The sequence below is a fragment of the Effusibacillus sp. SKA8 genome (assembly GCF_058273125.1).
Window position 1 is genome coordinate 1 of sequence record NZ_JBZCSF010000005.1, and the last position, 26,554, is coordinate 26,554.

Genomic DNA, 26,554 nt, shown 5'->3' on the forward strand with positions numbered 1-26,554 from the left:
CATTGCCGTTCATAAGATTTTCCTCCCGCAACTCCTTGTTTTGGATTTTCTTCGCTGCGACCGTACAGCATATGCCGTAATGTTTGCCGACATTACACTATCTAGTATATGAACTGAAAAAAATATGGAAAGCAGAATTTTACGACAACAATTTGCATTTTTTGATCTCGTCGGATGTTCTTACCTACCGCGGCAAAACGCAATATTTAGCGCCACTGTTGACTTTTTCCGGTTCCGCAAGTAAAAAAGCCCATAAAAAATCTGTCGAACCCTTTCCCATATCGACAAATCCTTAACAGACTTTTCACAAACGGAGTCCAGCTGCCGGAACGCCGAAGCGTTATCGGGAAGCTGGCGCCGTTCCCCCGAAAGACGCCTGGCGGGCCAGGACACTGATACCCGCCCAAGACTTCAGGGATGATATCGTCAGAGATAAGGCCGAATGAAAAAATCCTCTTGCGGAAATTCCCGCAAGAGGATTTCTGCAACTGCAGCCCAACCTCCGCCATCCGGTTGATTAGTTGACTTTTCGCCGGGACTGTCCCCAAAACCGTTCCCGCAAATGGACCTTTTGAATTTTGCCGGACGCGGTTTTCGGCAGGGCATCCACAAACTGCACCGATTTTGGGGCTTTAAAATGGGCCATGCGTTCCCGGCAGAAATTGATAATCTCTTCCTCAGTCGCGCTGTGCCCCGGCCGGAGCACGATGACGGCATGCGGCAGCTCCCCCCATTTTTCGTGCGGCACCGCAATTACGGCCGCCTCCAATACGGCGGGATGTTCATAGATGATCCCTTCTACTTCGATCGAGGAAATGTTTTCGCCGCCGCTGATGATAATGTCCTTTTTGCGGTCGACAATATCGATGTAGCCTTCCGCGTCAACCGTCGCCATATCGCCGGTGTAATACCAGCCGTCACGGATCGCGACGGCCGACTCCTCCGGCTGGTTCCAGTACCCTTTCATCACCACGTTTCCGCGGGCGATCACTTCCCCAATCTGTTTTCCGTCAGGCGCAACGTCCCGCCCCTGGCCATCCACGACGCGCAATTCGATGCCAAGCATCGGAAAGCCGGCTTTCGCTTTGTAGCGGTACCGATCTTCCAATGTGATGCCGTCCATCGTCGATTTCGGATGGGATACGGTTAAAAACGGCGAACATTCCGTCATGCCGTACACCTGGATAAACTCCCAGCCCATTTCCTCTTCCACAATTTTGACAAAAGACGGCGGCGGGGCCGAACCGGCGATTACCACCCGCATGTCGGCGGTTTTTGTATAGGTTTCCCGCTCCGGCGAGTTAATCAACATGTTCAAAACGGTTGGAGCCATGCAGGCGATGGTGACGCCTTCCCGTTCGATCAGCCGGTAGATCATAGCCGGGTCGATTTTCCGCAGGCAGACGTGAGTGCCGCCCATCGCCGTTACGCTAAACGGATTTCCCCACCCGTTCACGTGGAACAGCGGTAGGGTATGCAGCATCACGTCGCGGTCGTTCATCCTCAGATGAAGCATCGAGTTGATCGCATTAAAGTACAGGTTCCGATGCGTGCTCATGACGCCCTTGGGTTTGCCGGTGGTTCCGCTTGTGTACAGGATCGTCGCGACATCGTTTTCGTCCATCCCGGGCAAACCGGCCATTTCAGCCGGCTGGCTTTCCAACAGCGGTTCGTATGCAAGCCACCCCGGGCGTTCCGATGTTGTCAGGTCGGACAGCAACACAAACTGTTCAACAGTCGCCAACTCCTCCCGCACTTCCTCGATCGGGCCGGTCAGCTCCGCATCGGCGCACAGCACCTTCGCTCCGGAGTGGTTCAAAATGTAGAGATAATCGCTCCCGATCAGCCGGGTGTTCAACGGAACCAGAATCGCGCCGATTTGCGTGACTCCGTAAAAAGCTTCCAACATTCTGTGGGTGTTGGGCGACAAATACGCCACCCTGTCCCCCTTGCCGACGCCAAGCTCCCGGAGCGCATTGGCCAATTTGTTGACACGTGCCTGAAAGTCGTTGTAGGTCAGCCGGGACCCGTCCTCGCAGACAATGGCCGTCTTCTTGCCATACAAGGCAACCGCCCGTCGCAAAAAATCGTTGACCAACATCGGAACCAACATGCAAAATCCCCCTTTTCCAAATCAGTGTACTCTCCCACCATTCCGACCGAACGATCAGTCAGTCGGAAACCGCCGAAAAAACCTTGCTTTCTATCAAAAAATATATAACCGTCAAAAGAGTCAGTCAATAAAATCCTCCATTACTCCCCGGCAATCTTTTGTCATTTATTGTCGAAAAATATTCTTTCGAGACGGCGATTTGTTGAAGGAATTTCCGAAGCGGTTATCGAATATATATATTGTCAGATGCGTCTGAATTTTTAAACACTTTCGCCGAACGACCGTTCAGGAGGGGGAAATGTATGCAAATTCAATCGACGAAGAGAAAAATCCAAAAGGGGATCGCCGCCGCGACCCTGTTGGCGGGCATGCTGCTGACCGCCTGCGGCGGAAACACCGCAACGCAGGGAAATACCGGGGGGAATGCGGCAAAAGACGCCAAGCCGATCAAAATCGGGGTGCTGGTGGACAAGACCGGCAAAGGCGCGGACTGGGGCAAGAAACAGGAGATCGCCGCCAACATCGCCGCCGACGAGATCAATGCGGCCGGCGGCATCAACGGGTCGAAGCTGGAACTGGTCTTCAAGGACACCGGCGGCAAAAACGAGTCCGCCGTGAAATTGACCCGCGATCTGGAGCAGGAAAAAGTGGCCGCCATCGCCGGACCCTTTTTCAGCGGGGAATGTGAAGTGGCGTTCCCGGTGGCAAACCAGTTGAAGGTGCCCATCATCTCCGCTTCGTCGGCGAAACCGGGCGTATCCGCCAACAATCGCCCGTGGGCGTTCCGCAACTCGATGACAGACGACAAACTGCTGGACAACGCCATTCCAAAGTTTATCAAACATTTTAACGTTCAAAAAATCGCCATCATCCACGACGAGCAGGACGCCTGGTCCAAGTCGGTGGGAACGACGCTGTTCCCGCAAATCCTCAAGAAAAACAACGTGCAGATCGTCAATGAAAACGATCTCATCACATTCAAGACCGGAACTACCGACTTCAGCGCGGCCGTCACCAAGCTGAAAGCCCTCAATCCGGACGCGATCGCCTTTGGCGGGCTGTACGGGGAAGCGGCGAGCTTTGCCAAGGAAATGGAGCGACAGGGCTTCAAGAAACCGGTGATCGGCGGTGTCGGCATGTATTCCGCCGCCCTTATCCAACAAGGCGGAAAAGCGGTGGAAAACTTCGTCGCCACGGCCGACTGGAACCCCGACAAACCGGACCCGAAAGTAAAAGCGTTCGTTGAGAAGTTCATACCGCTGGCGCAAAAAATCACTCCGGCCGATCCGACCCCCGGACATTTTGAAGCGAATATGTACGAGACCATTCACGTTACGGCCGACATCCTGAAAAAAGCCAACAAGAACGGTTCTTCCGATCTGGCGGACTTGCGCGAGACCGTCAAGCAGGGCTGGACCAGCCTCAAAGGATACCCGGGCATCACCGGAACGTTCGGGATGGATGCGTCGGGCGACGGGGACAAGGAAAACTATCCTTTGATCATCCGAAACGGCAAATACGAAATGCTGAACTGACGACATTGAGGCGAACCATCTTGCTGTCAATCGGGGTGTCCGGTCGGGGCACCCCGTTTTTACCTTCGAAGGGAGGCATCCTATGGAACTGACTCAGCAATTGATCAACGGTCTCATGCTCGGCAGCATGTACGCACTTATCGCGATCGGTTATACCCTCGTGTTTGGGATTCTCAATTTGCTGAACCTCGCCCACGGCGAAGTGTTTATGTTCAGCGGATTTTTTGCCGCGTATGCGATGAATTCGTTCGGGTTCCCGCTGTATCTGGCCCTTCCCGCGTCCATTCTGCTGGCTGCCACGCTTGGCGTTTTGATTGAAAGAATCTGTTTCCGTCCCGTGAAACCACAGTATCATCTGGCTCCGCTGGTCAGCACGATTGCCGCGGGAACGGTGTTGACCAACCTGGCGGTCAAACTGGGCGGATCGGAACCGCAAGTGTTTCGCGCCACCCTCCAATTCCCCGACTGGAAAGTGGGCGGCCTTTTGATCAGCAGCACCCAGCTTTTGATTCTCGGCATTGCGTTGGCCCTGATGGTCGCCATCGCCTATCTGTTGGAGCGCACCCGCACGGGCCGCGCGATGCGGACGCTGTCCGAAAACCCGCTGGCGGCCAAACTGCTCGGCGTCAACGTCAACCGGATCGTGCTCGCGACCTTTGCCATCTCCGCCCTGCTGGCGGGAGTGGCCGGCGTATTGATCGGGCTCCGCTTTGAAAAAATCAGCCCTTTTATTGGCACGACCATGGGGCTAAAAGGGTTGGCCGTGATGGTCATCGGCGGTCTGGGCAACGTATACGGGGCGATGCTCGGGGGAATTTTGATCGGCCTGCTGGAAGTCCTCGTCGTGGCGCTTCCCTTCGGAACCGCCCCGTTCATGGACGCGGTCGTCTGGGGATTTTTGGTATTTGTGCTGCTCCTCAAGCCCTCCGGGCTGTTCGGAGCGAGAATTCAGGCGGAAAGGGTGTGAGGGTATGGAAACGGTTCTCATCTTCGCCGGCATCCATATCATCCTGGCGTTAAGCCTCTACATCACCCTGTCCACCGGCCAAATCTCCCTCGGCCACGGCGCTTTTATGGCGGTCGGCGCCTATGTGGCGGGGATCTTCACCACAAAAATGGGGACTCCGCTGATCGCCGCCCTGGTCATCGGAGCGGTGGCAGCAGCCGTCGTGGGGCTCTTGATCGGCTTTCCCGCCCTGCGGGTCCGCGGCATCTATCTGGCGATCGGAACGCTCGGCCTTGGCGAAGTCCTGCAAGTAATCCTGCAAAATATCGAGTATATCGGAGCAGCTTCCGGAATGGGCGGCATGCATGGCACCACCCTCCTCATGGTGTGGGTTGCCGTGACGCTTTGTCTCCTCTTCTGCCACAGGCTGAACCGCTCCCGGCTCGGGGCGGCGTTCAAAGCGGTTCAGCAGGATGAAGTCGCCGCTCTCAGCATGGGCATCAACAACACCTACATGAAACTGCTCGCCTTTACGATCAGCGCCGCAATGGCAGGCATCGGCGGCGGCCTGTACGCCCATTACATGTTTTTTATCGATCCCCACGCATTCGGGTTCCATATGTCCTTGCTGATTTTGTTCTTCGTGATCTTTGGCGGTGTGGAAACGTTCTGGGGAGCGGCTCTCGGCGCCCTGATCCTGACGGTGCTGCCCGAATTGATCCGCCCCCTGGCCGACTGGCGCATGATTGTCTATGGGGCGATGATTATCGTCATGATGATGATCCGCCCGCAAGGTCTGCTTTCAGCCGCAACGGTCGCAAAAATCGGAAAATGGATGTCGTTTCGGCGAAAAGTCACTTCCGCCCCCGCCGCCATCGGCCTGAGTGAATTGAGAGGAGGCGAAGCGAGTGTTAACGATTGAAGGAATCAGCAAACGGTTTGGCGGATTGCAGGTGATCAAGGACCTCAACCTGACCGTCCGGGAGGGGACGATTACGGGCGTGATCGGCCCGAACGGCGCGGGAAAAACGACCTTGTTCAACATGATCACCGGCATCTATCCCGTCGACCGAGGCAGAATCTCATTCCGGGGACGGACCGTCTCCGGTCTCCCGCCGGTCGAGATTGTAAGGCTTGGGATCGGCCGGACGTTTCAAAACATCCGTTTGTTTCCCCACATGTCGGTTCGGGAAAACATCCGCATCGCGCAATGCGCTCAACTGCGTGTCGGAATAGCCAGTTTATGGCCTTTCTTTCAAAGGGAGAAAGAAAAAGAGCTAGCCGCGGAAATCGCATGTCTGCTTGCGCTGCTGGGGTTGGATGACAAAGCGGACATCCCCGCTTCCGCCCTGTCTTACGGCGATCAGCGCCGCCTCGAAATCGCGCGGGCGATGGCGACAGGCGCCAAGTTTCTGCTGCTGGACGAACCGGCGGCCGGCATGAACCCGGAAGAAAGCCGCAGGCTCTCGGAAACCCTGGTTCACCTCAAACAGCAAGGCTACACGTTTCTGTTGATCGAACACGACATGTCGGTGATTATGGAGATTTGCGATCATATCGCCGTCCTCAACTTCGGGGAAAAAATCGCGGAAGGAAGCCCCGCCGAGATTCAAGACCACCCAGCCGTGCTCGAGGCTTACCTCGGAAAGGAGGAGTCCGCTTGACGGTTTTGTCCGTGCGGAATCTGCATGTCAATTACGGCCAGATTGCGGCGTTAAAAGGCGTCGATCTGGAAGTGAAGCAAGGAGAAATCGTAACGATCATCGGCGCGAACGGCGCGGGAAAATCAACGCTTTTGAAAACGCTCTCCGGCCTTCTGCAGCCGCGGCTGGGCGACATTTTCTACGAAGGCATGCCGATTTCAAACATGAAGCCGCACCAGCGGGTGGAAAAACATCTGATCCACGTGCCGGAAGGCCGTGCCATCGTAAACCGGCTGACTGTTGAAGAGAATCTGCTGATGGGAGCTTACCATGAAAAAGACCGTAAGCGGCTGGAAGAGGGTTTGCAACGTTCCTACGAGCTGTTTCCGATCCTGGCGGAAAAGCGCAAACTGCCCGCCGGCACCCTGTCCGGCGGACAACAGCAAATGCTCGCCATCGCCCGTGGCATGATGGCGCGCCCGAAAATTCTCATGCTCGACGAACCCTCGCTCGGACTGGCTCCGATCGTGATTCAAGAAATTTTTGCGATCATTCGCAGGCTCAATCAGGAAGGTATCACGATCCTGCTTGTCGAACAAAACGCCAAGAAAGCTTTGTCCATCGCAGACCGCGGATATGTGATGGAAATCGGACGGATCACGCTGACAGGCTCCGGACGGGAGCTTCTGAACAGCCCGGCTGTCATCGCAGCCTATCTTGGCGGCCATAAAGCGGGGTAGTCTTCTGCCAGAAAAAAGGGGGTTTGCAGATGAGCACGCAACAATTAAACGAGGCGATCCAAAAGCACATCCGGCCCGACACGTTCCCGGTCGGCATCAGAATCGTGAAAAACTCCGCGGATCTGCCACCGAGAGCGAAGCGACCGAAAAAAGACCTGGGAGTCGGGATCACGATCTGTCAGGCCGTCAGCTTTGCCCGCCGTTACGGATGGACGATCGCGATGAACGGCGAAGACCTGTCCTGTCCCATCGCGCAAGTCGCCTTCGGTTACGAACCCGAACTGCCCTACTATACGGAAGGCAACCTGGTCTGCGGCATGTATACGGAAACCCTGGAAGCGGGAGCCTTGACCGAACAGGATGTGCCGAAGCTTTCACTGGAAGAAAGCGGATATTACGTGGCGTTTCCACTGGACCGCGCACCCTTTGATCCGGATGTCGTGGTGGTTTACGGCAATTCGGCGCAAGTGATGCGGCTGACAGCCGGCATGCTGTACAAAAGGGGCGGCTCCATCCCGTCGACCTTCTCCAGCCGCGCCGACTGCGCGGACATCGCAATCAAACCGCTGCAGACCGGACAACCGCAGGTGATCCTCCCCTGCTACGGGGACCGCTTGTTCGCCCAGACGCAGGACACCGAAATGGCGTTCAGCTTCCTGTTCTCCGACGCGGACGAATTGATTTACGGATTGGAGGGTACCCACAAAGGCGGCGTGCGCTACCCGATCCCGGCATTCCTGCGGTATGAAGCTGAATTCCCAAAGACCTACCAGCAACTGACGCAACTGTTTGGGGAAGCGAAGACGGTTGATTCGAAGTAACTCGAAAAGAAAGCCGCCTCTTTTTTTAAGGGGCGGCTTTTCCGCTATAACAAAAAAACGGCGCATCGTTCTCGGAAATCGGAACGAAACACCGTCTGTCAATCACTCCACATGAGCATTCATGCATCGCTCGCATTCGTACAACACTGTTCCACTCTGTTCATTCATCTCGGTTCCGCACGCCGTGCATTCCGCCGTCATCCGGTTGGAACCGGTCTGCTGCTGGTACGTCCACCCGTAAAATTCCGCAATCGACATCGCCGCCTCCTCCTTTTGACTGGTTTTCTGTTCTTGTTGACTTTATTGTACTATAACAGTATGCAATTGTAAACATCTGTGTTACTACATTTTATTTTTTCAAGCTGTAACTCTGACACGCGCAAATTAAGAAAGCATCTTTCAGACCCTTTAAAGGCTCGAAAGATGCTTGTTTCCCGCCGTTTTGCCCGACATAAGCCGGCAAAGTGGGCTTCGTCCAAAGAACAGGCCGTCCGGGCTCATTTTTGCCCATTGGATATTGTTGGGTTCTCTCAGAACCGTAGACAAAAGCAAGCTAGGATTGTTTCGCCTCAAACAAAAGCCAGCAAGGTAAGTCTTCGAACAGGAAAAAAGGGTTGGGAGCCGATCCCACCCCTGTGATTCCAGTCACTTGCCCGCTTTACCGGGTCTAAGCCTCCAACCTCACTACAGTCCGCCCGCGAACTTCACCTTTCAAAATCTTGCCGACTGTATCAGGAAGTTCCTCAAGCGAGATCTCATACCCGATTTGATCCAACAGGTTCGCCGGTTTCAGATCGCTCGCCAGGCGTTCCCACAGCTTCTTCCGGACATCCATCGGGCAGTACACGGAATCGATTCCCAACAGATTGACTCCACGCAGGATGAACGGAAATACTGTGGTAACGAGATCAGATCCGCCTGTCAGCCCGCTGACTGCCACCGAACCGCCGTACTTCGTGGTGCTGAGCAGATAAGCCAGCGTTTTGCCGCCAACCGGATCGACGGCACCCGCCCAACGCTCTTTTTGCAAAGGACGGCTTGTATCTGTCACCTCGTCGCGGCCAAGGATTTCTTTCGCCCCCAGCGTATGTAAGTACTCGTGCTCCGCTCTTTTGCCGGTGCTTGCCACGACGTGATACCCAAGCTTCGACAGCATTGAGACTGCGGTGCTGCCGACTCCTCCCGTGGCGCCCGTTACGATCACCGGCCCCCGGTCCGGCCGCAAACCGTTTTCTTCCAGACGCTGAATCGACAATGCCGCCGTGAAACCCGCGGTCCCGATCGCCATCGCTTCTTTCAGACTCAGCCCCTGCGGCAGAGGAACAACCCAACTTGCAGGTACACACGCATACTCGCTAAATCCTCCAAAATGGGACACTCCCAACTCGTAACCGGTGACGATCACCTCATCCCCCTCGCGAAAACGGGGATTGCGCGATTCAGCGACAGTTCCCGCCAGATCGATGCCGGGGACAAACGGATAGGACTTGACGATGCGGCCGTTTGGAATGCAAGCGAGCCCGTCTTTATAATTGACGCTCGAATACGCCACCCGGATGGTAATCTCTCCTTCCGGCAGATCCTGCAGCGTCAACTCTTTGACGTCCAAAGAAAAAGAATCTTCTGTCTTATCAACCACCAATGCGCGAAACCGTGTGTCCACAACCGAACCCTCCCTAGTTTTGATGCAACCCCTGCATCCCCATTCTACCAAAAGAAAAAGTTCCCGTCAGTTTCACGGGAACTTTTTGCTTGTTTGACCGAATTTCATTTATTTCGCCAGTTGACGGAGCACTTTTTGCAGAATACCGCCGTTGCGGTAGTAATCGATATCGACCACGCTGTCGAGGCGAACGATCACATCGAATTCGAACGAGCTTCCATCCGGACGCGTTGCGCGGACTTTTGCCTTCTGGCCCGGCTGGATTCCGTCGTTCAGGCCCACGATGTCGAACGTTTCCTGACCCGTGATGCCAAGCGACTTCCAGCTTGTGCCTTCCGTGAACTGCAGCGGCAATACGCCCATGCCCACCAGGTTGCTGCGGTGAATCCGCTCGAAGCTTTCCGCGATGACCGCTTTGACTCCCAACAGGAACGTACCTTTCGCCGCCCAGTCGCGGGAGCTTCCGGTTCCGTATTCCTTGCCGGCGATGACCACGAGCGGGATGTTTTGCTCCTGGTAGAGCATCGAAGCGTCGTAAACGGACATCACTTCGCCCGTCGGCAGGTAGGTCGTTACGCCACCTTCCGTACCCGGAGCGACTTGGTTGCGGATGCGGATGTTCGCGAACGTTCCGCGCATCATCACTTCATGGTTGCCGCGGCGGGAACCGTAAGAGTTGAAGTCGACCGGAGCCACTCCACGCTCTTGCAGGTAGCGTCCTGCCGGGCTGTCCGGCTTGATGCTGCCCGCCGGCGAAATATGGTCGGTGGTGACGGAATCGCCCAGCAGCAGGAGTGTTTTTGCGCCTTTGATTTCTTGGATCGCGTTGAAGTCTTCGCTGAGATCCTTGAAGAAGGTCGGCTCCTGAATGTAGGTGGAATTCGGATCCCAATTGTAAAGCGTTCCAGTCGGAGCGTCGATTTGGTTCCAGACCTCGTTGCCGGTGAATACGTTTTCGTAGCGTTTGCGGAACAGTTCGGGACGTACCGCTTTGTTGATCGCTTCTTTGATTTCTTCGGAAGACGGCCAGATGTCTTTCAAGAAGACCGGCTCGTTGTTGTTTCCGTAGCCGACCGGCTCGGTTGTCAGATCAATGTCGACGGTTCCGGCCAGTGCGTACGCGACGACAAGCGGCGGCGAAGCCAGATAGTTCGCTTTCACCTGCGGATGAATCCGCCCTTCAAAGTTGCGGTTACCGGACAATACGGCCGCAACCGTCAGGTCGTTGTCGGCGATCGCTTTGCTGATTTCATCGGGCAGCGGACCAGAGTTTCCGATACAGGTCGCGCAACCGTAACCGGCAACGTGGAAACCGACCGCTTCCAGCGCATCCATCAGGCCGGCTTCGATCAGGTAGTCAGTGACGACGCGGGAACCCGGTGTCAAGCTGCTTTTTACGTAAGCTGGCTTCTTGAGGCCTTTTTCGACCGCTTTTTTCGCAAGCAGACCCGCTGCGATTAACACGCTCGGGTTGGAGGTGTTGGTGCAGCTTGTGATGGCGGTGATGACAACCGCGCCGTTGCGCAGCGTCGAAGTCTCGCCGTTCGGATGCTGAACTTTCACTTCTTTCTTCAGATCTTCCTCGGATAGCCCAAAACCGCCTTTTTCAATCGGGGTGCGAACCGCTTGGTTAAAGCCTTCTTTCATCGCGGTCAGCTCAATGCGGTCCTGCGGACGCTTCGGACCGGCCAGAGAAGGCACGACAGTCGACAGGTCGAGTTCCACCACATCGGAGAACACAGGATCCGGCGTGTCGTCTGTGCGGAACATGCCTTGCGCTTTGTAATAAGCTTCGACAAGCGCAATTTGCTCTTCGCTGCGGCCCGTCAGACGCAGGTAGTTGAGGGTTTCTTCGTCAACCGGGAAGAAGCCCATCGTTGCGCCGTATTCAGGCGCCATGTTGGCGACGGTGGCACGGTCGGCAAGGCTCATCTTGCTGACGCCGGGTCCGAAGAACTCGACAAATTTGCCGACAACGCCTTTTTTGCGCAGAATGTTCGTGACAGTCAAAGCGAGGTCGGTAGCGGTTGCTCCTTCCGCCAGGGTTCCGGTCAGTTTAAATCCGACAACTTCCGGAGTCACAAAATAAAGGGGTTGTCCCAACATCCCCGCTTCCGCTTCGATACCGCCGACACCCCAACCGACAACGCCAAGGCCGTTGATCATGGTGGTGTGAGAGTCGGTGCCTACAAGCGAATCGGGGAATACATAGGTTTCTCCATCCACTTCGCTGGTCATCGCGACCGATGCGAGGTATTCGAGGTTCACCTGGTGCACGATCCCGGTAGCCGGAGGAACGGCGCGGAAGTTGTTGAACGCGGTTTGTGCCCAGCGCAGGAAACGATAACGTTCCTGGTTGCGTTCGAACTCCAGTTGCATGTTTTTATCCAGCGCGTCTTTGGTGCCGGAATAGTCAACCATGACAGAGTGGTCGATCACGAGATCGACAGGCACCAGCGGATTGATCTTCTCAGGGTCTTTCCCCATGCGCTGCATCGCCGAACGCATCGCCGCAAGGTCAACAACCGCCGGAACACCGGTGAAGTCTTGCAGTACGATGCGAGCCATTTTGAACGGGATCTCCTGATTGAGATCGCGTTCTTCTGTCCAGTTGGCGATTTTCTTCACATGCTCTTCCGTGATGGCGACGCCGTCAAATTGGCGGACAGCCGCTTCCAGCAGAACTTTGATCGAAAACGGCAGTTTCGATACGGGGCCCAGTTTGTTCTCTTCAAGGGCAGGCAAAGAATAGTAGGTGTAGGTTTTGCCGCTGACTTGCAATTGGCGACGGGCAGAAAATTTGTCTTGGTTTGCCATAGAATGACCTCCTCCGCAATGCAACAAATTTGTTTCATCTGTTAAAACAACGTTTCATTAAATGATCCATTTGTATTATAGATTATTTTTTCCCATATTACGATAGCCTTTTTTAAAAAAAAATAAGACCCGTGCGCAACATCCCCGGATCGCCCGGCGATCCACAGCGATGACAAGCGGTCTTACAACAGCAAATCGGTCCAGATTTTAATTGTGGTCCCCAAGATCAGCACCGCCAAAATCGCATGCAAAACCTTTGCATTCGTCCGTTTGCTGATTTTGGCACCGAGCGGGGCCGCAATGACGCTTGCGATCACAATCAGGAGAGACGGCCAGAACAGAACGTCTCCGGAAACGATTTTCCCGATGCCGGAACCGACAGCGGAGAGAAAAGTGATCGCCAGAGAAGAGGCAATCGCGATGCGCGTAGGGACTTTTAAGATTTGAAGCATGACCGGAACCAACAGAAAAGCCCCGCCCGCTCCCACGATCCCGGAAGCAATCCCTACAAGCAAGGCGGCGACAACCGCGACCGTCCGGTTAAACTGCACTTGTTCCAACGGAATGTCATCGTCCGCTTGTGTCGGGATCAACATCATGGCAGTCGCAATGGTGGCCAGAATCGCATACACAAGATTTATGGCCATTCCCGATAAGAACCGCCCGCCGTAGCCTCCGGTAAAACTTCCCGCCATAACCGAGATCCCCATGTAGGCAACCAGTTTATGATGGATCAGTTTCTCCTTCCGGAGGGCCAAAACGCCAGACAGCGTTGCAAAGAATACCTGCATGGCCATCATCCCCGAAACTTGATGGGCTGTATAAGAAGCGACCCGAAGCGCTGACGGCACATACAAAAGCAGAGGATAATTAATGACTGCGCCGCCGATCCCCAACATCCCGGAGATCAACGAACCGGTAAACCCGATCCACAGCAGAGTGAGGATTAACTCCGGACTCATTCGCCTTCCCCCTCCAATACCAGCTGTATCGAGATTCTAACGATCATATGTCAAACATTTTCCGAACGGCAAAACCGCACCGACCGGGGCGGTTTCCCGTGCGTATTCGATTCCCGGGCCGCTAAGTGCCAAACTGCCAGCAACTCAGGCTGAGCGATCCGTACTGGAATTCGCGATACAGCAGGGATGCACTGCGGCTGTCGTCAGCGGCGCCCATGGCGATCAACAGCGGAACGAAATGCTCGCTGCGCGGCACCGCTTCAAGACCGTGGGGCGCTTTGTTTTCATAGTCGAACAACTCTTCCAGATCCCATCGCTCCAGCCGCTCTTTGATCCAGTCGTCGAAACGGACCGCCCAGTCGGCCGCTTCCGTGCCGTCCCAAGCCAGCCTGCGCAGATTGTGGACCGTGCCACCGCTGCCAAGGATCAGCACATTTTGCCGCCGCAGTTGGCCAAGAGCTTTCCCAATCCGGTATTGTTCGGCCGGCGGCAGCGCGGGATTTACGGATAAAGCGACAACGGGGATATCGGCAGCAGGATAAAGCAATTTGAGGATCACCCATGCGCCGTGATCGAGCCCTCTGGTGGAATCGATGTCGCAGCGGATTCCTTGTTCGGCGAACAGTTCCCGGACTTCCCCGACAATTTGCCCGTCCCCTTTCGCCGGATAACGGATTTGGTACAACTCGGGCGGAAACCCGTAAAAATCGTAAATCGTTTCATAATCCGCAGCGCCGCTCACCTGTTGGACCTCATGTTCCCAATGGGCGGAAAACACCGCCACCGCCCGGGGCCGGGGAAGCTGTCCGGCGAGCCGGTGCAGGAACCTGGTGTAGCCGTTTTGTTCAATCGCAAGCGTGGGAGCCCCATGGGCAATAAAAAAAGATGGAATCATTTCGGCGCCTCCTTGCCACACAGGTTTTTCCAATTCCGCAACAAGATGTAGAAAGGGATGGAGAGATTGATGGAGAACGACTTCATAAAAAGCTCAATAGAGATCGTACCGCTGATCCTGCAACACGGGGATCCTTTTGCGGATTTCGTCCACTTTCGCGAGATCGATTGCAATGTGGTAAATCCGCTCGGCGGAGTCGCCTTCGAGCAGGATCTCCCCCCAGGGGTCCACAACCAGCGAGTTGCCTGGGAATGCGGTATCGCGGCTGGTGCCGCAGCGGTTGACGGCAATCATGTAGGACTGATTTTCGATCGCTCTCGCGATCACGAGGGTTCTCCAGTGATCGAGCCGCGCCGTGGGCCATTGGGCGGTGTTGAGCAAAACTTTGGCGCCCAAACTTACGAGTTTTCGAAACAGCAGCGGGAATCGGAGATCGTAACAGATCATGGTGCCAACGGTGGTGCCGCGATAATCGAACAGCCCGAAAGAATTGCCGGCCGTCAGATACCGGTCTTCATCCATCAAGCGGAAAAGATGGATTTTGTCGTACCGGAGCACTTCCCTCCCGGTTTCGTCAAATACAAGCATGGTGTTTGTCACGTCGCCTGTTTTGGAATCTTTGTAAAGAACGCTTCCGCCGACAATCGTCACGTTATGTTCTTGGGCGAACGAGGAAAAGATCTCCCGCGTTCTCCGGCCGTCAACATCGGCAATCTCATCCGCCCGCTCCAGGGCATACCCGGTGTTCCACATTTCCGGAAAAATGATGATATCCGGTTTTTGGGCCACCGCCTGTTCCAAAAACCGCTGCACTTTTTGATAATTCAGTTCCGGTTCGCCGATTTGGACATCCATTTGCACAAGCGCCAGTTTCATATCAAACCCCCTCCGTCGGCCAACACTCTTTGTCAGTCAAAGTTTATGTTTCTTTCTCCGAATACTCGCATAACGACCGCCAGAGCGCCGACTGCCTTGGGAAATCCGGCATAGAGAGCGCAATGCAAAACGATTTCCAGAATTTCCCGCGGTGTCAGGCCGACGTTTAACGCGGCGTGGACATGAAACGGGAGCTGACCTTCCGCCCCTTGCGTGATCAGGGAAGAGAGGGTCAACAGTTCCCGCTGTTTCAAATCCAGCGCAGGCCGGGAATAGATATCCCCAAACCCGAATTCGACGATCGCGTTGTACAAATCGGGGAAAACCCGCCGAACCTCCTCCAAAGCGGCAATGCCTTCTTGACCGACCATTTTCGCGATCGTTTCCAGACCTTTTTCATGGCGTTCGCTGCTCATTGCACATCCCTCCTCATTCACAAAAAACGGGCCACGAACAGGATCGTAGGCCCATTCTTTCAAAGCCCCAAAACTTTCGCCGCTGAACAGTCGGATTTTAAAATGCCTACAATTTAAATGTTACCATATCTTCCATCCGACTTGATAGTCACATTTTAATTCGGCACCAAACGGACTTTTAGCGAGAAGTCGCGCCTCGGGGTGATAAAACATAAGACGGGAATTGCAGACTGCGCCATTGTTGCGGGAATAGCCTGAATGCAGAGGTTCCTCACAAAAACCTGCGCTGCGGCTTCTTCCCGTCAAAGGTGAACAGCACGAGCCGGTTTTCCAGGACGGTTTCCAAATGGACCGGGCGGCCCCACAAGCGGTAGACGTAGGGGAGCGTTTTTTCCAGATATTTGACGTCGAGTTCCACCCCTTCATACTCATGCCGGATATAGAGTTCCCCGTTGCGAAGATAATCCCCGTCCTGCACCAATAGCACCGGGAACCCGCCGTTCACGCGGGATGCGCACAGCTGATCCCGTACCTTTTCCCAGTCCTTCTCGACGATCTTCCACTCGTTCCCGACTTTCTGGTACAGGTAGAGATCCATTTCTTCAACCAGTTCCTTTGTCAGGTAGTTCCGAAGGAAAGAAATGTCCGATTCGATTTCGCGCACCTCAAACATTTTGTCCCGCCCCTGCCCGGGTTTCCGGCCCCCACGCTCCCGTTCTTCCTTCGTCGGATTGTTCCATCGCTTTTCGATGTCTTCCCATAGTTTGAGCCCGACATGATAAGGGTTGAGGCTGGTACGGGAAGGCAGGATCACCCCGGCGTTCATCCGGGCGAATTCGATCGTCTCGTCTTCCGTCAAGTCCATCTCCCGCATGATCCGTAAATGCCAATAGGTCGCCCAGCCTTCGTTCATGATTTTCGTTTCCAGTTGCGGCCAGAAATACAGCATTTCATCGCGGATCATCGACAGGATGTCGCGCTGCCAGTCGGTCAGAACCTTGCTGTGCTCCATGATGAACAAGACGAGGTCTTTCTCCGGCCGGGGGGGTATTTTTTGCACCACCGTCGCCGACTCCTTGGGTTTCCCCTTTTGCTCCCGGGAGTCCAGTTTCCACAAATCTTCGTAAGGGGATTCCGGTTCGTGTTTCGGCTCTTCAACTTTGATTTCGCGCGGCCGTTTCCTTGCCGCGTAAGAAGGGTCGATATGCTCCTGGATGGCGAGTGCCGCATCCAACAACTCTTCCACTGCCTCTTTGCCGTACTGGATTTCGTAGGCCCGGATACGGTCGGCGGACACGGCCATACTCTCCACCATGTACCGGGAGGTATGGGCGAACCGGGCGTTGTTTTTGAAAAAATCGCAGTGTGCCAACACATGTGCCGACACCAGCTTGTTCTGGATCAACGTGTTGCCGTCGAGCAAAAACGCGTAACACGGATCCGAATTGATCACCAGTTCGTAAATCCGGCTCAGACCGAAATCGTACTGCATTTTCATCCGGTGAAAGGCTTTGCCGAAACTCCAATGGGAAAAGCGGGTCGGCATCCCATACGCGCCAAACGTGTAAATGATATCCGCCGGACAGATCTCAAACCGCATTTCATAAAAATCAAGCCCGTATGACCGGGCGATGTCCATCATCTGTTCGATTGACTTCTCCAGTTCGCGAATTTCCTGCCGATTCATGCCGGGACCCCCAAAATATTCTCGAAAGGTTGCTCGCACATTCTAAGAAACGAGCTGCGCGTCGCGCGCAAAGAAGGTTGTCAGCGCTTTGTAGACTTCGCTCTTTTCGCGAATCACGACCGCTTTGAACTTCGGATCGTGAATGTGCTTAAAAGCGTTCATCAGAGTGCTCGAACGGTTGTACTGGTTGACTTCGCCATACCCGAAAATGTTGCACAGCGCAATCAGTTCGCGGATGATGCGCACGCATTTTTCGTTGTCGGACGACAGATTGTCGCCGTCGGAAAAATGGAACGGGTACACATTGTAGCGGTCCGGATGGTATCGTTTGTTGACGAGATCCAACGCCAGTTGATAGGCCGACGAACAGATCGTTCCCCCGCTCTCCCCTTTTGTAAAAAATTCGTCTTCCGTGACAATCTTGGCCTCCGTATGGTGGGCGATGAACTGGATGTCCACGTGTTCGTACTTGGTGCGCAGAAACCGGACCATCCAGAAAAAGAAGCTGCGTGCAATATACTTCTCAAACGATCCCATCGAACCCGAGGTGTCCATCATTGCCAGAACAACCGCATTGCTCCGCGGAATCCGAACGTCTTCCCACGTTTTGTAACGCAAATCGTCGGGACTGATCCCGTGAAGGCCGGGCTTTCCCTGGAGAGCGTTGCGTTTCAGGGTTTCCATGATGGTGCGCTTTTTGTCGATGTTGCCCGTTAAGCCTTTTTTCCGGATATCGTTAAACCGAATGTTGGTGACGGTGATTTCGTCCTGTGCCTTCTGCCGCAAATTCGGCAGCTCCAGGTTCTCGAACAGGATATTCTGCAGTTCTTCGACGGTGACCTCCGCTTCGTAGTAATCGATGCCGGGTTGGTCGCCGGCGCCTTCGCCTTGCCCGGACGCCTGCCTCGGATCTCCGTCGCGCCCGAGGACATCGCCTTCTTTTGACGATCCGTCCCCCTGTCCGGCATGCTGTTGTTTGTTATGGTTAAACCGGAAACGGTACTCATCCAGGGAACGGATGGGGACTTTCAATATCTGTTTACCATCTGATAGAATGATGCTTTCTTCGCTGATCAAATCGGCGAGATTCTTCTTGATGGCTTCCCGAACTTTCTCCTGGTGACGCAGTTGGTCCTGATAGCCTTTGCGATGGAGAGACCAATCCTCCCGCGAAAGGGTAAAACTTGGCCTTGTCATACGCGTTCCCTCCTTCCGTTCGATGCGTTTGACATGCGGCTTGCAACACGCGCGATGCGTGTGACCTTATTACCCTATTCTATTCAGCATGCCGCCAACTCGTCCCTCAAATTCCGTCCGGTTACAGGAAACCCCAACAAAGTGAACCACTTTGCTGGGGACCTCCAAAAAGAACCCCACTCTGATCCGTTACCGGTTGAGCAAGCTTCCTGTGTACCGCAAAAGTTCGTTGGCGCAAACGGGGCAGTAGCCGTGCTCCTCGATCAAACGCTTGGTGACCTCATTGATTTTCTTGAGTTGCGTCGCATCCGGCGTCTTCGTCGATGTCGTGATCTTGACCACATCTTTCAGATCGGCGAACAGTTTGCGCTCGATCGCTTCCCGCAGGCGTTCATGCGAGTTGTAATCGAATTTTTTGCCTCTGCGTGCATAGGTGGAAATCCGGATCAAAATCTCTTCGCGGAACGCTTTTTTGGCGTTTTCGGAAATGCCGATCTGTTCCTCGATCGACCGCATCAATTTTTCGTCCGGATCGATTTCTTCACCGGTGATGGGGTCTTTGATCTTCTGCCAGTTGCAGTAAGCCTCCACGTTGTCAAGATAGTTTTCCAACAGCGTCTTGGCCGATTCCTCGTAGGAATAGACAAACGCTTTCTGCACCTCTTTTTTCGCTTCGTCGTCATATTCCTTGCGGGCGATGGAAATAAAGTTCAGCAGCCGCTCGCGGTCTTCTTTGGTGATCGACGGATGCTGGTCCAACCCTTCCTTGATGGCCCGCAGCACATCGAGAGCGTTGATGCAGGACGTATCCCTGCGGATCAAAGCGCTGGAGATGCGGTTGATCACATAGCGGGGGTCGATGCCACTCATGCCCTCGTCGGGCGCTTCCACGCGCAGTTCCTGCACGTCTTTTTCCTTGAATCCTTCCACCGAGCTCCCGTCGTACAGGTACATCTTTTTGACGAGATCCATCCCCTGCTTTTTCGACTCTTTCAAGCGCGTCAGAATCGAGAAAATCGCGGCTGTCCGCAGGGCGTGCGGAGCGATGTGCACATGATTCAGGTCGCTTTGTTTGACGAGCTTTTCGTAGATCTTCACTTCATCCGAAACGCGCAGGTTGTAGGGGATCGGCATGACGATCATGCGCGACTGCAGCGCCTCGTTTTTTTTGTTGGCGATAAACGCTTTGTACTCGGTTTCGTTGGTATGGGCGATGATCATTTCATCGGCGGAAATCAAGGCAAACCGGCCCGCTTTAAAATTGCCCTCCTGCGTCAGCGACAGCAGATGCCAGAGAAACTTCTCATCGCATTTCAGCATCTCCTGAAACTCCATCAATCCCCGATTGGCTTTGTTCAACTCGCCGTCAAACCGGTACGCGCGGGGGTCCGATTCCGACCCGTAAATCGAGATCGTCGAGAAGTCGATGCTTCCCGTCAAGTCCGCAATGTCCTGGGATTTGGGGTCAGACGGGGAAAACGTGCCGATGCCGACCCGTTCGTCCTCCGAAAAGAGGATTCGTTCCACAAGCACGTCTTCCACCCGGTTGTGGTAATCGTTTTGCAGCCGCATCCGGCAGGACGGACACAGGTTCCCTTCGATCCGGACGCCGAGCTCCTTTTCGAATTCGGGGCGCAATTCAGACGGAATCAAATGGAGCGGTTCTTCATGCATCGGACATCCCTTGATGGCATACACCGCTCCTTCAGGCGTACGGGTATATTGTTCCAGCCCCCGTTTCAGCAGGGTCACGATCGTCGATTTTCCGCCGCTGACAGGCCCCATCAGCAGCAGGATCCTTTTCCGAACGTCCAAGCGGCGTGCCGCCGAGTGAAAATATTCCTCCACAAGCCTTTCCAGAGCGGCATCCAGTCCAAAAATCTCTTTCTCGAAAAAACGGTAATGTTTGCGCCCCTGTTCGTCTGTGTCTATTCCCGCCGCTTCAATCATATGGTATATACGGGAATGTGCGGTTTCAGCGATTTTCGGGTTGTTCCTGACAAGTTCCAGATAATCGACAAACGTCCCTTCCCAGGCAAGTTGTTGCTCTTGAGCCCTGTACGTTTGCAACCGGTTTAGAATGTCCATTCTCACTCCCCCTAACAAATTCCCCGCAAGCGGTGATAAAGAAATCCCACGAAATCAATCCTTTCGTGGGGACCCGAAACCCGTCGGACCCGATGCTTGATTGGGGACCCGATAAAACCGGGAAATGCGCCCCGGGATCGTCTCGTTTTTTATTCAATATATCGAGTGAAAACCGTTCGTATAACTATTTGTATGCAAGTCTCACTTGTCCGTTTCCTCGGGAGGGGGGATTTTCTGACGTTTGCGAATATTGGACAAATGTGGTAGGGTGAGACTGATAGCGACAGATAGGTGTGGTGAGACGGTTTGCGCAGGGATAAAACCAGCCTGATTTTTCAGGCGGCAATCGACGTATTTTCGGAGCGCGGGTTTGACAGGGCGACAGTGGACGACATTGCGGCCCGCGCCAACGTGGCAAAAGGGACGATCTATTATCACTTCAAAAGCAAAGAGGATCTGTTTGTGTTTCTTGTCGAAGAAGGAATCGAGTTGCTGCGAAAATCGGTGAACGAACAGGTTCGCCCCGACATGAAGGGAAAGGAAAAACTGGAGACGGCGCTCCGCCAGCAGATTCGCTTCTTCGGGCAATACAGCGATTTTTGCATCATCCTGCTGCGGGAGGCCTGGGGAGGGGAGCAGCGGCAAAAAGAGTTCCGCAAAATGCTGAGCGGATATACGAAACTCCTTGAGCAGTTCATTGTGCAGGCGATGGAGGAAGGCGATTTCGTGCGGACCGATTCCGAATCGGCCGCCTGGACCGTGTTTGGCGGGACTTCGATTGCGTCTCTCCACTTGTTGTTAAGCAAGCGGGAATATAAAGCAGACGAGCTGTCCGGTCAGGTAACGGCGATTTTGCTGGAAGGCCTGCAGGCGAAATGAAGTTTAGTGTGCCCAAGAGCATATTGAACGGCTGGCTGCCCGGTCGGACAAAAAAATCCCTGGCGCAAGGCCAGGCATAAAAAGGGGAAATGTTACTTCCGTTTCATTCTACCCAAAATTTGTGGAATAATTATGAAAAAACTTCTTTACCATCAGGTATGCGAACCGGTCAGTCCCGCACGACCACTTTCGTTTTCACCGGGATGTTGTCATAGATCCATTTTGCATCGGGAATGGTGAGTCGGAAGCAACCGTGGGACGCTTTTTGCCCCAGCTTCTTCGCTTCCTCTTCAATCACCTGCTGATTTTTGTCCATGGCAACGCTATGGAAAAGAAATTCTCCGTGATTTTTCCAGGACACCCAATACTTTGCTCCCTGTTGGTACTGCGGCGCAAAGAACCATTCGCCCCGCTCCGGCTCGACATAAAAAGTCCCCCTCGGCGTCGACGTCCCCGGCTCCGTATCAAGCCCGGACGATGTGACCATCGTGTAAATCGTCTGATCCTCCTTCTTAATGTAGATTCGCTGTTCCTTGATCGACACGTCGATCCAGATCGGATCTCCTTTCTGGATTTTCGGGTAGTCCCCGCCGGACGGTTTTGTCCAGTCCAAAGGCATGACAGGCACTCCGGCCCCATTTTGGGCCGTACCTGAAGCTTCCTGATTTGTGGCGAACGGTTCTCCCGGTTTCTGATTGCCGGTTGACGATGCGGGAGAAGCAGCCTGTGCGGACGAAGCCGGATTCATTTGTACGGGCCCTTCCGCTTTTTGCCCACACCCGGCAATGCCCACGGCCAGTGTGAGAAATGTTATAGAGGTGATGGCTTGTACCGGTCGTTTCATACCAAAAGCTCCTTAAAACATGGATGTTTTACTCCGCTGTTGCGGCGGCCACAGATGGCCTGGTGCCGGATCCGCCGCACGGATGCGGCGGTTGTATCCGACGACGCATGGACGACGACGCTCTTAGCGGAGTTTCCTTAAATATAGCTTTTTCAAAAGGAGCTCGTCCAGTGATGAAAGACCGATTATAACACGATCCCCCGTTCTCTCAGGTTGGTTTCCAGTGCGGTTCGCATATTTTCAAGGGCTTGCAGCGCTCCTGGAAGATCTCCCTTTGCCTTGTAAAGTTCGCCAAGCAGTGAATAGGAGTCAGCCAGGTCGCGGGGCAGATTGATTTGCGAGAAAAAATCGACCGACTTGCGGGCGGCTTCCATCGCTTCCTCGATTTGCCCCTGTTCTTTGGCGGTCTTTGCCCAAGTTCGATAAAAAGCGGCCCGCTGTGCGTCGTCCGCCGCTTTCTCCAAAGCGAGTTGACAATGATGTTTGGCCAGGTCCAATTTCCGCTCTTTCAAATAGGTGGTGGACAAGGCGCCGTGAACGGAAGCCACAATCTCGCCAAAACCGAATTTTTCGCATTCCGCCAGGCATTCCTGCAGAATTGCAACCGCCTCCGCAGTCTGTCCCGCTTCCGCCTTTAATGCCGCAGAGGTTTCCCGAATCTGAATCGACAGCTTCAGGTTGTTCAGGCTTTTGTTGATGCTTAACGCATGCTCGGCAAAATCGGACGCTTTCTCATACTCTCCCATTTCCCGGTACAAACGGCTCAGATTGAGGTAAACGCCGGCGATGCCTTTCAAATCGGACGAGCCGGACAAGAGGGTCATCGCTTTTTCATAAGCGGCTTTCGCCGCTGCCAACTCCCCGAGGTAGTGATGCAAATCGCCAAGATCCCGCAGCAGCTCCGCCCATTCATGCGGGTTCGGGTGATCCGCCTCTTCCAACAAGTGGTTTGCGCGGTTCCAATGGTAGACAGCCAACGGATAGTTGTGGCGCTCCCGTTCAATACGCCCCAGTTCTTTCAGAATTTGTACCATCGCGGATGTATCGCGCTTCGCCAAGGCCTGGGAGAAAATTTCTTCCAGCAGACGGGACGCTTCTTCCAACCGTCCCACACTGCGGTAGCATATGGCCAAATCGCGTTGGATTTCCTGCTGGTGCATCGGCAGCGATTGCCCGTCGGCCAATTGTTCCAGAATCGGAATCGCCTGTCCCGGTTCCCCCGCTTCCAGTAGCGCTTTCGCGAAGCGAACGGAGCTGATTTTCTCGCTTTGCAGCTGCATATCCGTCAAAAAATATTCGATCGGCGTTTCCAACTGGTCGGAAATCCATTTCAGCAACCGGTGGGACGGATTCGCTTTGTCGGCCTCGATCTGCGAGATCATGCTGGGCGTCACTTTTCCGCCACCCAGGTCGCCTTGGGTGAGCCCCTTTTGCAAACGGAGCTCGCGGATTTTTTGTCCGAGTGTTTTGGTCATCAAGATCCCCGCTTTCATAAACTGAACTTTATTTGGCAGTATTAACGGGGTTAATTGATTTTATACAGCTTGACTCCCAAACAAAAAAGCTTGCATTGACGCCGCTATTCCGGTTGTTTCAACAGCGTGTCTTTGCGCAGTTCACTGCAGCCGCAGTCTTCCTGCACCGGAGTTTCCCGCATCGCTTCGAGTAGTATCCTGCCGATCGCCTTCGATTCGGAATAAAAAATCTCTTTCAACTCGGTGTGCTCCCAGTCTTTGACGACCCCTTCGGCGTAATTGACGACCAGATCGAGCCGCGCGTAGCAGGCTCCAATCTCGCGGGCCAGATAGACTTCCGGACACATGCTTTGTCCGACGACGTCGGCGCCGGCGATTTTCAACGCCTGGACTTCCGCCACCGATTCAAAGTGCCGCCCGTCTGTGTTCGCATAAATCGCCCGGTCGAACACGCGCCCAAGCTTTCCATTTTCCGCCACCCGCACCAACCGCCGCCGCCCGTGCGGACAAGTCGGTTGCCGCATGATCAGGAGATACGGCCCGCCAAGACTCACATCGACCCGCATCGAGTGATCGATATAATCTGTCGGGACAACGATGTCACGGGGCCGTAGGAGATGGTTGATCGCTCCCACTCCACCTTCCGCGTAAATCTTTTTCACTCCGGCCTGCTGCAGGACCCAAAACAGTTGCTGGGAAGCAACGCCACGGGTGACGACGTTGGGCCGCCACCCGTGCATTTTCAGAGTCAGAACCTCTTTATCCCCCAGGCGAAACAGTTTAAAAACGGGACTTGTCCCGTAAGGTGTTTCAAATTCCAGGCCGTCCGCCAGCACTTCGCAATCTTCCAGTTCCAGGTCCTCCGGGAACCGGATCGAAAACGTGCCGGATCCGCCTATGATCGCATAGGGGGTTTGCGGTATTTCTTTCACTGCCATGACCGTCTCTCCCGTTATTTTAAATTCGGAAATTCCAGTTGCCGCAGCGCTTCGTACACGACGATCGCCACCGCGTTGGACAAGTTTAACGACCGGGCCCCTTCGATGAGCGGAATCCGGATGCAGGTGTCGAGATTCGCCTGAATCAGATCGTCCGGCAGGCCCTTCGTCTCTTTGCCAAAGACAAAAAAGTCATCCTTCCGGTATGTAAAATCGGTGTACCGTTTTCTGCCTTTTGTCGACGCGTAAAAAAAGCGCCCCTGCGGGTACTTGGCCTGCAGTTCCGCAAAACTGTCATGATAATGCAATTCAAGCAAATGCCAATAATCAAGCCCCGCCCGCTTCAATTGCCGGTCATCCGTCGAGAAGCCGAGCGGACGGACAAGATGCAGAGTAATCCCTGTGGCGGCGCATGTCCGCGAGATATTTCCCGTATTGGCCGGAATTTCGGGTTCAACAAGTACGATGTGCATAGTCCGGACCTCCTTTTCCAAGAGTACCGAATCCCGGAAAAGGATGCAAGATAAAGAAAAATACCCCCTCGGATCTAATTGCCCGAAAGAAATTTATCCGTTTCGCTCAACAATTGGTCGCGGTGTTTTTCGTACAGCACCCAGTGCGTCGCGTCCCGGATGACAACTTCTTTTTTGTTTGCGGTCCCGGTCAATTTGTTCAGAAAACCGGATTCGGCAAAAAAATCTCCGTCGCCGCGAATAACAAGCACGGGCACCTGAATCCTGGCGGCATCGTAAATAGGCTTGTTGCTCCAGATATAGTACAAGTCAACAAGCGGTCCCATCGGACGGCGAACCGCTTCCATAGCCTCATTGGACACGAGATCCCGGCAGTTGAGCATCAAATGCCAATGATGCATCCCCTTGTCGAAATCGATGATCTGATACGCGGGCATGTTGGGGTTGATCTGTCCCGGTTTGTCTTTCGCTACGCGTCTTAAAGAAAGCACAGTTCACTTTGGAACTGTGCGCAGCATTTCATTTTCCCATTGTTCAATCCCGGGGGTAAAGTAAAGAAGGCGCTGTTTCTTGTATTGTTTTACGGAATAAAGCACATCCCGGTCCGTGATGCCGGTCTCTTTCCCGATCCCTTTTAAAATCTCCTCGCATTCCTCCCGGCTTCTTGCATGCACCATCGTAAAGATGTTATAGGGCCAGTCGCCATAAACGGGCCTTAAATAGCAATGGGTTACCGCCTTAAAAGAGGCCATCAGCGTTCCGGTCTCTTCAGCTTTTTCCGCCGGTACGCTCCATACGCCCATGCCATTTGCGACAAATCCCGCTTTGCGATGGTGCAACACAGCGGCAAAGCGGCGCATCCGGCCCGTCTGTCGAAGGCGTTCCGCCGTTTCCAGCAGTTCGTCGACCGTCACGCCCGCTTGCTGCGCCAACCGGTCAAACGGCCTGGATTCTACACTCAAATCCTTTTGCAGTTCCCGAATGACGCGAATGTCGCACTCGGTAAGCTCCTTTTCGCCGGAGCGCCTGTTTTTTTCGCTGTAGACTGGCACTTCTTTCGTCAGGTCCACCGGCTTTTCCATATCGAAGAAAACGCCGATTTTAAACATTTTGAGCGTGGGAAGCGGCAAAACGGACTCCACGCCGGGCGCCTTTTCCCCGATCAATTCGATTGTCTTTTTGAGACCCAGTTTGCTGTCAGGGGGCACGGCGATCGTGAACCACAGGTTATAATCGTGATTCCGTACATAGTTGTGCGTGATCCCGGGATGTGTGTTAATCAGACGGGCGGCCTCGTCCAGAGATTCCGGCCTGACTTTTGCCGCCACCAAACTGGACGAATATCCCAGCGAAATCGTGTCAAATATGGCCGAGATCTGGCGAATGATCCCTCCTTTCATCCGCCGTATCCGGCGCAAAACCTCATCTTCACCGAGGCCCAGTTGGCGGGCAACCGCCTGATAGGGCCGTTCCACCAGCGGTATATTTCTTTGCAGAATGTTGAGCAGTTGTTTGTCTACAAAATCCAAAGTTTCTGCAAGCATCG

Annotated in this window: 24 protein-coding genes; 7 read left to right on the forward strand and 17 right to left on the reverse strand. The window is 54.2% G+C overall.

From position 1 onward, the window contains the following. Nucleotides 1-517: 517 nt before the first annotated feature. Nucleotides 518-2,113 (reverse strand): long-chain-fatty-acid--CoA ligase, encoded by a 1,596-nt coding sequence (locus AC4ED1_RS05665; protein WP_490936561.1) that lies wholly within the window; start codon nt 2,111-2,113, stop codon nt 518-520. 302 nt (nt 2,114-2,415) lie between these two features. On the opposite strand from AC4ED1_RS05665, the gene AC4ED1_RS05670 reads away from it, so the two are divergent. From AC4ED1_RS05670 to AC4ED1_RS05695, 6 genes are all read left to right on the forward strand, one after another. Next, a complete protein-coding gene (locus tag AC4ED1_RS05670; RefSeq protein ID WP_490936563.1) occupies nt 2,416-3,648 on the forward strand; it encodes an ABC transporter substrate-binding protein in 1,233 nt (410 codons plus the stop codon). Between the two features lie 82 nt (nt 3,649-3,730). Further along, nucleotides 3,731-4,615, forward strand: a complete 885-nt coding sequence (locus tag AC4ED1_RS05675; protein ID WP_490936565.1) for a branched-chain amino acid ABC transporter permease — start codon at nt 3,731-3,733, stop codon at nt 4,613-4,615. Nucleotides 4,616-4,619: 4 nt separating this feature from the next. After that, entirely contained in the window at nt 4,620-5,516 is an 897-nt protein-coding gene (locus tag AC4ED1_RS05680) for a branched-chain amino acid ABC transporter permease (RefSeq protein WP_490936567.1), read from the forward strand. After that, a complete protein-coding gene (locus AC4ED1_RS05685; protein ID WP_490936569.1) occupies nt 5,503-6,258 on the forward strand; it encodes an ABC transporter ATP-binding protein in 756 nt (251 codons plus the stop codon). The genes AC4ED1_RS05680 and AC4ED1_RS05685 overlap by 14 nt, the downstream gene beginning before the upstream one ends. Further along, nucleotides 6,255-6,977, forward strand: coding sequence for an ABC transporter ATP-binding protein (locus AC4ED1_RS05690; RefSeq protein ID WP_490936571.1), 723 nt, complete (start codon nt 6,255-6,257; stop codon nt 6,975-6,977). Before AC4ED1_RS05685 ends, AC4ED1_RS05690 begins: the two co-directional genes overlap by 4 nt. A 29-nt stretch (nt 6,978-7,006) precedes the next feature. After that, nucleotides 7,007-7,798, forward strand: a complete 792-nt coding sequence (locus AC4ED1_RS05695) for a DUF169 domain-containing protein (RefSeq protein ID WP_490936572.1) — start codon at nt 7,007-7,009, stop codon at nt 7,796-7,798. Nucleotides 7,799-7,900: 102 nt separating this feature from the next. Here the strand turns inward: AC4ED1_RS05695 and AC4ED1_RS05700 are convergent, their stop codons facing one another. From AC4ED1_RS05700 to AC4ED1_RS05745, 10 genes are all read right to left on the reverse strand, one after another. After that, entirely contained in the window at nt 7,901-8,056 is a 156-nt protein-coding gene (locus AC4ED1_RS05700; protein ID WP_490936574.1) for a hypothetical protein, read from the reverse strand. 409 nt (nt 8,057-8,465) lie between these two features. Beyond that, nucleotides 8,466-9,461 carry an NADPH:quinone oxidoreductase family protein gene (locus AC4ED1_RS05705; RefSeq protein ID WP_490936575.1) on the reverse strand — a complete coding sequence of 332 codons (996 nt, stop codon included), beginning with the start codon at nt 9,459-9,461 and terminating at the stop codon, nt 8,466-8,468. A gap of 108 nt (nt 9,462-9,569) precedes the next feature. Beyond that, nucleotides 9,570-12,278 carry an aconitate hydratase AcnA gene (acnA, locus tag AC4ED1_RS05710; protein ID WP_490936577.1) on the reverse strand — a complete coding sequence of 903 codons (2,709 nt, stop codon included), beginning with the start codon at nt 12,276-12,278 and terminating at the stop codon, nt 9,570-9,572. A gap of 182 nt (nt 12,279-12,460) precedes the next feature. After that, a complete protein-coding gene (locus AC4ED1_RS05715; RefSeq protein ID WP_490936579.1) occupies nt 12,461-13,240 on the reverse strand; it encodes a sulfite exporter TauE/SafE family protein in 780 nt (259 codons plus the stop codon). A 121-nt stretch (nt 13,241-13,361) separates the two neighbouring features. Continuing rightward, nucleotides 13,362-14,135 (reverse strand): dioxygenase family protein, encoded by a 774-nt coding sequence (locus AC4ED1_RS05720; RefSeq protein WP_490936581.1) that lies wholly within the window; start codon nt 14,133-14,135, stop codon nt 13,362-13,364. 93 nt (nt 14,136-14,228) lie between these two features. Continuing rightward, the gene (locus tag AC4ED1_RS05725; RefSeq protein WP_490936583.1) at nt 14,229-15,011 is read right to left on the reverse strand and encodes a carbon-nitrogen family hydrolase; all 783 of its coding nucleotides are present in this window, start codon (nt 15,009-15,011) and stop codon (nt 14,229-14,231) included. A gap of 32 nt (nt 15,012-15,043) precedes the next feature. Continuing rightward, nucleotides 15,044-15,427 (reverse strand): carboxymuconolactone decarboxylase family protein, encoded by a 384-nt coding sequence (locus AC4ED1_RS05730; protein WP_490936585.1) that lies wholly within the window; start codon nt 15,425-15,427, stop codon nt 15,044-15,046. Nucleotides 15,428-15,698: 271 nt separating this feature from the next. Beyond that, nucleotides 15,699-17,114: a SpoVR family protein gene (locus AC4ED1_RS05735; RefSeq protein WP_490936587.1), complete on the reverse strand. Its 1,416-nt coding sequence runs from the start codon at nt 17,112-17,114 to the stop codon at nt 15,699-15,701. 42 nt (nt 17,115-17,156) lie between these two features. After that, entirely contained in the window at nt 17,157-18,311 is a 1,155-nt protein-coding gene (gene yhbH / locus AC4ED1_RS05740) for a sporulation protein YhbH (RefSeq protein ID WP_490936589.1), read from the reverse strand. 189 nt (nt 18,312-18,500) lie between these two features. Further along, nucleotides 18,501-20,399, reverse strand: coding sequence for a PrkA family serine protein kinase (locus AC4ED1_RS05745; protein ID WP_490936591.1), 1,899 nt, complete (start codon nt 20,397-20,399; stop codon nt 18,501-18,503). 306 nt (nt 20,400-20,705) lie between these two features. Between AC4ED1_RS05745 and AC4ED1_RS05750 the strand changes: the two genes are divergently transcribed. Then, nucleotides 20,706-21,278: a TetR/AcrR family transcriptional regulator gene (locus AC4ED1_RS05750; RefSeq protein ID WP_490936593.1), complete on the forward strand. Its 573-nt coding sequence runs from the start codon at nt 20,706-20,708 to the stop codon at nt 21,276-21,278. Nucleotides 21,279-21,447: 169 nt separating this feature from the next. Here AC4ED1_RS05750 and AC4ED1_RS05755 read toward each other — a convergent pair whose 3' ends face one another. The 6 genes from AC4ED1_RS05755 to ahbA all read right to left on the reverse strand — a co-directional run bounded on the left by AC4ED1_RS05755 (nt 21,448) and on the right by ahbA (nt 26,552). Then, nucleotides 21,448-22,122 carry a L,D-transpeptidase gene (locus AC4ED1_RS05755; protein ID WP_490936595.1) on the reverse strand — a complete coding sequence of 225 codons (675 nt, stop codon included), beginning with the start codon at nt 22,120-22,122 and terminating at the stop codon, nt 21,448-21,450. 185 nt (nt 22,123-22,307) lie between these two features. Further along, nucleotides 22,308-23,597, reverse strand: a complete 1,290-nt coding sequence (locus tag AC4ED1_RS05760) for a helix-turn-helix domain-containing protein (protein ID WP_490936597.1) — start codon at nt 23,595-23,597, stop codon at nt 22,308-22,310. Between the two features lie 104 nt (nt 23,598-23,701). Continuing rightward, a complete protein-coding gene (locus AC4ED1_RS05765) occupies nt 23,702-24,535 on the reverse strand; it encodes an MTAP family purine nucleoside phosphorylase (protein WP_490936599.1) in 834 nt (277 codons plus the stop codon). 14 nt (nt 24,536-24,549) lie between these two features. After that, on the reverse strand, nt 24,550-25,008 hold the full coding sequence (gene trmL / locus AC4ED1_RS05770) for a tRNA (uridine(34)/cytosine(34)/5-carboxymethylaminomethyluridine(34)-2'-O)-methyltransferase TrmL (protein WP_490936601.1): 459 nt from the start codon (nt 25,006-25,008) through the stop codon (nt 24,550-24,552). 74 nt (nt 25,009-25,082) lie between these two features. After that, nucleotides 25,083-25,499 (reverse strand): hypothetical protein, encoded by a 417-nt coding sequence (locus AC4ED1_RS05775; RefSeq protein ID WP_490936603.1) that lies wholly within the window; start codon nt 25,497-25,499, stop codon nt 25,083-25,085. A 3-nt stretch (nt 25,500-25,502) separates the two neighbouring features. Further along, nucleotides 25,503-26,552: a siroheme decarboxylase subunit alpha gene (gene ahbA, locus AC4ED1_RS05780; RefSeq protein ID WP_490936605.1), complete on the reverse strand. Its 1,050-nt coding sequence runs from the start codon at nt 26,550-26,552 to the stop codon at nt 25,503-25,505. Nucleotides 26,553-26,554 lie beyond the last annotated feature (2 nt).

What these genes read in the sequence shown, in the direction of transcription:
- AC4ED1_RS05665 (WP_490936561.1), bottom strand. Translation starts at nt 2,113, where the DNA reads ATGTTGGTTCCGATGTTGGTCAACGATTTTTTGCGACGGGCGGTTGCC.
- AC4ED1_RS05670 (WP_490936563.1), top strand. Translation starts at nt 2,416, where the DNA reads ATGCAAATTCAATCGACGAAGAGAAAAATCCAAAAGGGGATCGCCGCC.
- AC4ED1_RS05675 (WP_490936565.1), top strand. Translation starts at nt 3,731, where the DNA reads ATGGAACTGACTCAGCAATTGATCAACGGTCTCATGCTCGGCAGCATG.
- AC4ED1_RS05680 (WP_490936567.1), top strand. Translation starts at nt 4,620, where the DNA reads ATGGAAACGGTTCTCATCTTCGCCGGCATCCATATCATCCTGGCGTTA.
- AC4ED1_RS05695 (WP_490936572.1), top strand. Translation starts at nt 7,007, where the DNA reads ATGAGCACGCAACAATTAAACGAGGCGATCCAAAAGCACATCCGGCCC.
- AC4ED1_RS05700 (WP_490936574.1), bottom strand. Translation starts at nt 8,056, where the DNA reads ATGTCGATTGCGGAATTTTACGGGTGGACGTACCAGCAGCAGACCGGT.
- acnA (WP_490936577.1), bottom strand. Translation starts at nt 12,278, where the DNA reads ATGGCAAACCAAGACAAATTTTCTGCCCGTCGCCAATTGCAAGTCAGC.
- AC4ED1_RS05715 (WP_490936579.1), bottom strand. Translation starts at nt 13,240, where the DNA reads ATGAGTCCGGAGTTAATCCTCACTCTGCTGTGGATCGGGTTTACCGGT.
- AC4ED1_RS05720 (WP_490936581.1), bottom strand. Translation starts at nt 14,135, where the DNA reads ATGATTCCATCTTTTTTTATTGCCCATGGGGCTCCCACGCTTGCGATT.
- AC4ED1_RS05725 (WP_490936583.1), bottom strand. Translation starts at nt 15,011, where the DNA reads ATGAAACTGGCGCTTGTGCAAATGGATGTCCAAATCGGCGAACCGGAA.
- AC4ED1_RS05730 (WP_490936585.1), bottom strand. Translation starts at nt 15,427, where the DNA reads ATGAGCAGCGAACGCCATGAAAAAGGTCTGGAAACGATCGCGAAAATG.
- AC4ED1_RS05735 (WP_490936587.1), bottom strand. Translation starts at nt 17,114, where the DNA reads ATGAATCGGCAGGAAATTCGCGAACTGGAGAAGTCAATCGAACAGATG.
- yhbH (WP_490936589.1), bottom strand. Translation starts at nt 18,311, where the DNA reads ATGACAAGGCCAAGTTTTACCCTTTCGCGGGAGGATTGGTCTCTCCAT.
- AC4ED1_RS05745 (WP_490936591.1), bottom strand. Translation starts at nt 20,399, where the DNA reads ATGGACATTCTAAACCGGTTGCAAACGTACAGGGCTCAAGAGCAACAA.
- AC4ED1_RS05755 (WP_490936595.1), bottom strand. Translation starts at nt 22,122, where the DNA reads ATGAAACGACCGGTACAAGCCATCACCTCTATAACATTTCTCACACTG.
- AC4ED1_RS05760 (WP_490936597.1), bottom strand. Translation starts at nt 23,597, where the DNA reads ATGACCAAAACACTCGGACAAAAAATCCGCGAGCTCCGTTTGCAAAAG.
- AC4ED1_RS05765 (WP_490936599.1), bottom strand. Translation starts at nt 24,535, where the DNA reads ATGGCAGTGAAAGAAATACCGCAAACCCCCTATGCGATCATAGGCGGA.
- trmL (WP_490936601.1), bottom strand. Translation starts at nt 25,008, where the DNA reads ATGCACATCGTACTTGTTGAACCCGAAATTCCGGCCAATACGGGAAAT.
- ahbA (WP_490936605.1), bottom strand. Translation starts at nt 26,552, where the DNA reads ATGCTTGCAGAAACTTTGGATTTTGTAGACAAACAACTGCTCAACATT.